The organism is Lysobacter sp. 22409 (genome assembly GCF_052045105.1).
In the GTDB taxonomy this organism is placed as follows: domain Bacteria; phylum Pseudomonadota; class Gammaproteobacteria; order Xanthomonadales; family Xanthomonadaceae; genus Lysobacter; species Lysobacter antibioticus_B.
This window is the reverse complement of the sequence record NZ_JBQEOE010000034.1, coordinates 61,501-67,801: the sequence shown is the minus strand read 5'-3', so window position 1 is coordinate 67,801 and position 6,301 is coordinate 61,501. Positions and strand designations below refer to the sequence as shown.

Here is a 6,301-nt window from a genome sequence, read left to right as displayed (position 1 = left end):
GTGCCGGTGGTCGTCGCCGTGGCCGGGCCGCCGGTGCCGGCGATGCTCAGCGCGAATTGATCGGCGGCGACGAAACGGCCCAGCGGCAGCGCCTTGCGCAGGCGCAGAATCGGCTGCTTCTGGAACACCAGCGGGCCGCTGGCGGTGTCATTGGCGGTGTTGTAGTCGTTGTTGGTGGTATCGCCGTCGCCGTCCGGCACGCTGCGGCCGAGCGCGGCATTCGCGGTGTAGGTGCCGCTGAGCGTCGGCGAGTTGACCGTGACCGGAATGGTGAAGCTGACCGTGCCGCCGTTGGCGCCGGGCGATGCCGCGGCCGCGAGCGGGGTCGGGTTGAGCGCACAGGTGACGATGGTGTTGGCGCCATTGGCGGTGCAGTTGGCCGGCAAGGTGCCGGCGGTCCAACCGGCGGGCAGGGTCGCGACCACGGTGAAGCCGTCGTTGCCGTCGGTGGCGCCGGGGCCGAGGTTGGTGGCGGTCAGGACGATGTTCTGCAACTGGCCGTAGTTGCTGTAGGCCGGCGCGGGGGTCGTAAGCGTCACCGCGATGTCGGGCAGACCGTTGACCACCAGCGGGCAGGCGAGGTCCTGCTCGTCGGTGCGGGTCTGGTTGGTGCAGGCGGTCGTCACGACATAGGTGTTGGCGGCGATGCCGGCCGGCGCGATCGGCGTAGCCGAGTAGCCCGCGCCGGGAATCACGTACAGCTCGTTGGCGCCCTCGAACTGGGTGACGTTGTTGACGCCGGCCGCGCGCGGATCGCGCACGGCCATGTTGCCGCTGGTGTGGGTCAGCTGCGCGGTCCAGCCGCCTGCGCCCAGGGTGGTCGACCAGGAGAAGTCGGTGAAGTTGAGTGCGGCGGAGAAGCGCGCTTGTACGAACTGGCCGCAGCGTTGCTGGATACCGTCGATGCCCTCGCCTCCCAGGCGTCCAAGGTAGCCGACTTTTACGGTATCGATAGTGTCGGCGCAGAACGGGCTGCGAAGCGTATGCACGGCATAGGCCTCGTTGATGCCGATATCCTGCGTCGACGAACTCGTCCCGGAGCGTTTGACCCAGTCGTTCGCATCCAAGACCAAGGCATAGCAGATGTGCCGGACCGAGCTCGGCCAGACACCGGCTCCCAGATAGTTACGGTCGTAGCCGCCGCCTCGTCCTACGACCTGATTAGCGGCGCAGGTATTTTCAAGCTCCGTGTTTCGTTGATCGTAGCTGGGAAAGTCGGTAAACGCCGCATCGTTCGTTACCGTGACGCTCACTCCGTCGGTCGCGATGGACGCGCAGCGCAGATCGTAGTCGACGGTCATGCCGTCGGCGGAGTTGGCCGGCCCTATCGCGCGGTCGGTATGGCGGCCGCCGACCACTACCTTGTTCGCAGCGCAGTCCCGATTCGCGGTATTCGGATGAGGCGACCCCACCAGCCCAGCATCCGTGACCACGTTGCCGATGCCGATCCCCTGCTGAGCGAACACCGAGCCCGCGGGCAACACCGACAGCAGCGACGCCAGCAGCAGGGCGGAAGACCGGCGGCGGATCGGCAGCGTCGTCTGCGGCGAACGTTCTGTCTTGAACATGCTCGGGTCCCCACAGTTGATCGACGACAGCGACGATGAAGCGGCGTGGATGGCCAGGTTCGGCCCAGGCGCGCAGGCCGACAGCATTGTGGGCCTTTCAAGCATGCGGCGGCCCGATCGAGCCAGCGGCCGATTCGCCGGGTAGATCCGATCCGCCATGAAGCACATTAACCCCCCGAGGGCGGCCCAGGTTCGCAGCCCCTTCCAGCATCGCTTCTTCATCTGAGTGTTCCACTTGGTCGCCAGCCGCACGGACGGAGCCCGCGAACCGCTTATCGCCGTAATTTAGTGATACATGTCACAAAAATCGTGCCAACCTCCGCTATCAAGCAGATGTGCCGGGGTTACCGCGTCCTGGGCCGGGCCCGTCCTGCGGAGGCCTCTTGGGTAGCGTGCGGAATGCGGCAGTTTCTGACCCTCACGGCCAAAGCACATTAGTCGCCGCGAGCTGCCTCCCGGCGAGCCAGCTCGGCCGGCCCGAGGCCCCCTTGCGGACCCGGACCGGTCTTCGATCTGTCGTCGCTGCATCCGCAAACCTCCCGATGCGCGTCGCTCGCCGGCCTTCGCTTATCGACGACCACCGATTCGTACTGCCGCCATGGGCCGCGTGGTTCGCGGGAACCGCGGAACGAAGGCCAAGCGGATGACCGCTGTCGAACCCAACTGTCGTAGTCGTATAGGAATGTCGACACTGTGGGGAGACGACTGCTTGGGCCGCCGACGAATCCGAGCCATGCCGCGATCGCGGTATCGCCATCGCGACTTCGCTCTCGACGCGCACGGCCGGCAATCGAGCCGCGTGCGCAACCGCGCCGAAACGCCTGTGACCCGTGTCACGCGCACGCCCGCGGCCGTATGGTCACCCCTTCTTTACACCCGCCGTCCTAGCCTCCGGACCAGGATGGCGACGGCGCATGCAGCGAAGGACGTCACGACAAACAGGCAAAGCGCAGGCGCACTCTAGAGCCGGCCGCCTTGTGCAGGAGGGAGTGTGAGAGACGCACCCGCAATGCCCAAGCGCGCCTGGACGGACTACGCGCTGATGGCGCTGCTGATCGGAACCTCGGCCTGGGCCTCGCTGACGCTCTCTCGCGGCCCCGGCGAACTCGCCGCCGTCTGGATCAGCAACGGCATCCTGGTCGGCTGGTTGTTGTCGCGCGCCACCGCCCACTGGCCGGGTTATATCGTCCTGGCCTTCGCCGTCGAGTTCGCGGCGCGGCTGGCGACCGTGGAAACCGTCGCCCAGGCCGCGCCGATCTCGGCGACCAATGTGGTGGAAGTGCTGATCGTCGCCGGTGTGGTCCGGCGTTTCGTGCCGAACGTCGGCGACCCGAAACGCTGGATCAGCCTGGGCGGCATCGCCACCACGAGCACCCTGGTGGCCTGCGCGACCTCCGGGCTGATCGCCGCGTCGATCATCGCCGCTCTGCACTCGACCTCGTTCGTCATCGACTTCGTCACCTGGTTCGCCGCGCACGTGGTCGGCATGGTGATCTTCGCCACCTCGACCCTGGTCGTGCATCGCGAGGGTAAAGGCCTGATCGCCGCGCCCGGACGGCGCTGGTCGTTCGTCCTCACCATGCTGTTGCTCGCCGTCATCAGCCTGGCGATCTTCCTGTCGCGCTATCCGATCCTGTTCATGGCCTACCCGGTGTTGCTGCTGGGCGCGTTCCGGCACCGCTTCGCCGGCGTCGCGGTGGGAGTGATCCTGCTGACCCTGATCGGCAGCACGGCGACGGCGCTCGGCTATGGGCCGTTGTGGCTGGTCGACGGCTTCGGTACCGCCGGACGTGTCGCACTGTTGCAGCTCTATATCGCCGGTGGTTGCCTGATGACCATCCCGGTGGCGCTGGCGATGGCCGAACGCAAGCGACTCGTAGCCGGGCTGCGCGAGAGCGAGCACCGCTATCGCTTGCTGACGGATTATTCGCACGACGTGATCGTGCGCATGCGCGTCGACGGCGAGCGCATCTACGTATCGCCTTCGGCCCAGGACATCCTGGGCTGGACCCCGGCCGAAATGCTCGGCACCCGCACCAGCCTGATCCATCCCGACGACCTGCAACGGCAGACCCAGATCATCGCCAACGTCATCGCCTCGCACCAGCCGGTGACCTCGATCTACCGGGTCCGCCACAAGGAAGGCCATTACGTCTGGATCGAGGCGGTCACTCGCACCATACCTTCCTCCGACGGCGACGGCTTCGACCTGATCTACGCCGGCCGCGACGTCACTCGCAGAGTCATCGCCGAGCAGGCCCTGGAAGCGAATCGTCTCGAATTGCGGCGCCTGGCCCTGGTCGACACCCTGACCGGGCTGGCGAACCGGCGTCAGTTCGACGAACGCATGGCGCTCGCGTTGGCGCGCCTGCAACGGCACGGTACGCCGACCTCGCTGATGTACCTCGACATCGACCACTTCAAGCGCATCAACGACAGCTACGGCCATGCCGCCGGCGACGAGATCCTGCGCATATTCGCCCATCGTCTGTTGCACTGCGTGCGCAACAGCGACCTGGCCGCGCGCCTGGGCGGCGACGAGTTCGTGGTGCTGATCGAGGATGCGGCCGTACCGCAAGCGGCCGAGGCGGTCGCGCGCAAACTGATCAAGACCATGAACCAGGACGTCGTCGTCGACGGCACCACGATCCGGGTCACCACCAGCATCGGCATCGCCTACACCCACGTGCCGACCGATGCGGCGACCTTCATGTCGGTCGCCGATGCCGCGCTGTACCACGCCAAGCGCGAGCGCAATACCTTCCACATCGAATCGGTAACCGCGCCGCCGCCGGGCAGCGTCGAGAACGGTTTCGCCTGAGCGTCGACGCGGCCCGTGCGATACACAGGCCAGGCTCTATACCGGGCAGGCTCGCCACGGATCAGCGTCGNNGCGGCGACGCTGACGACAGCGCTTACTACGGCATCAGACCGGCGGTGGACTGATCCTCAGGATGTCGGCCTGCGACGGCGTGCCCAGGCTGTTGATCACGAACAACAGGTACGAACCCGGCGGTGTATGCGCCTTGTTCTGCGGTAACACCGCCGTCAACGTATGGTCGGCCACGGTGAACGGCAGTTCCACGTAACGCTGGTCCATGTCGAAGGAGTGGGTGACCGAACCGGTCTTGACCAGGGCGACGCGCTTGATGCTGCCGGCGTTGGGCGTGCCGATCGAAATCGTCGCCCCGGCCTGGACGTTGAGCGGTGCCGAGGTGATGACCGGCCTGGGCGCGCGCTTGCCGCTCGGCAGGAACAAGTACGGCGGGTAATAAATCTCCGCGTCGAGATTATTGACCGGCGCCGACCCCGCCGCGCCGCCGGCCATGGTCAGCACCGTCGCGTCGGGCAACAGCAACGCGGTCGAATGATAGAGCCGCATCCGCTGCGCCTTCGCCGCCTGGGTCCAACGCTTCTGCGCGGGATCGTAGATCTCGCTGGTGTAGGCGACGTTGACGGCCTTATTCGCGACCTGGCTGCCGCCGGACACCAGCACCCGGCCATCGGCCAGCACGGTGGCGTTGTGCCAGTGGCGCGGATAGGTCATCGATGCGACCTGCTCGACGTTCGGCACGGTCGTGGCAATGTCGATGACGTGCGCTTGGCTGGAGGCCGCCTGCAGATTGCCGCCGCCGACCTGCAGGATCTTGCTCGGCGCGATCATCACCGCCGAGGAGGTCCAGCCGATGTTAGGACCCGGGAAGGTGCCGACGCGCTGGAAGGCACCGGCGCCGGCGGTCTTGATGCGATACATGACCTGGTTGTTGAAACCGAACACCTGGCCGTCGGGGGCAAGGAAGTTGCGCGGGTAGTACTCGAATACGCCGCTGGTGTTCGCCCCGGTCAACAGACGATAGGTGCCGTTGCGCTGGCGCACCTCGGGCAGGTCCTTGCCGCCTGCGCCGCCCTGCACGTAGATCTCGCCATTGGCCAGCGCGGTCGCGGTCGCATACCAACGCTTGCGATGCATAGCGCCGGTCTTGCTCAGGCTGTCGTCGAGAGATCGATAGAGCGTGGTGTCTGCGTTCGGATTGTTGGTGCTCTGCCCGCCGGCACTGGTGATGTCGCCGCCGAACAGCTGGATGTTGCCGGTGCCGGGCACGATCAGCTGGGCGCCGCAGAAGACATCGACACTGGTCCGGTTCGGCAGGGTGTTGTGCGACAGCGAGCCGGTGCCCAGCAAGGGGTCCCAGATGTCGTAGACGAACTTGCCGGTCTGGATGCCGTTGCGGTCGGTGCCATAGGACAGCACCCGCCCGTCCGGCGTCAGCACGGCATGGATGCCGATCAAGGGCCACTTCATGACCGGCGAGTAATTGCCCTTGACCGGGTCGCCGACCTCGGGGATGGAAGCCGACGGCGAGGGCGCCATCGCCGCCGTCGGTGTCGCGGCCGCGGCCGCTGACGTCGCGCTGGGCGACTTGGCGGCGTTTGCCGGCGCCGCGGCCGGTGTCGCTTTCTGCGTTGACGCGGGGCTGTTCGTCCCGGGAATGACGGTAGCCGCCAATGCTGCGCACGACGCGGCCAATCCGACGATCAGGGGCAGCCTCTTGTGTTGATCCATACCAACTCCTTAATTGCATCCATGAAAGAACGTGGCGCTGCACCCCCTGTGTTTGCCGCACCGCTACCAGTTCAATCACGGAACGCCTGGGCTGTCACCGCGGTTTTCGTTAACTCAATGAATCATCTTCGCGAGCGCTGTCGTCGAGCCATCGCTGGGTGATGGCACA

General features: G+C 66.3%; 4 protein-coding genes. 2 read left to right on the top strand and 2 right to left on the bottom strand.

The window, feature by feature from the left end:
• The coding region (locus ACTJJK_RS16910) for a hypothetical protein (protein ID WP_440730771.1) at positions 1 to 1,568 on the bottom strand (1,568 nt) is incomplete at its 3' end.
• Positions 1,569 to 2,559: 991 nt separating this feature from the next.
• Here ACTJJK_RS16910 and ACTJJK_RS16905 point away from each other — a divergent pair.
• Entirely contained in the window at positions 2,560 to 4,389 is a 1,830-nt protein-coding gene (locus tag ACTJJK_RS16905; protein ID WP_440730770.1) for a diguanylate cyclase domain-containing protein, read from the top strand.
• Positions 4,390 to 4,494: 105 nt separating this feature from the next.
• On the opposite strand, the gene ACTJJK_RS16900 is transcribed toward ACTJJK_RS16905, so the two are convergent.
• On the bottom strand, positions 4,495 to 5,940 hold the full coding sequence (locus tag ACTJJK_RS16900) for a galactose oxidase-like domain-containing protein (RefSeq protein ID WP_223619088.1): 1,446 nt from the start codon (positions 5,938 to 5,940) through the stop codon (positions 4,495 to 4,497).
• Here ACTJJK_RS16900 and ACTJJK_RS16895 point away from each other — a divergent pair.
• Complete coding sequence (locus tag ACTJJK_RS16895; protein ID WP_051885314.1) at positions 5,915 to 6,127, top strand: hypothetical protein; 213 nt, start codon at positions 5,915 to 5,917, stop codon at positions 6,125 to 6,127. The two genes, ACTJJK_RS16900 and ACTJJK_RS16895, sit on opposite strands and share 26 nt — an antisense overlap.
• The last annotated feature ends 174 nt before the right edge of the window (positions 6,128 to 6,301 follow it).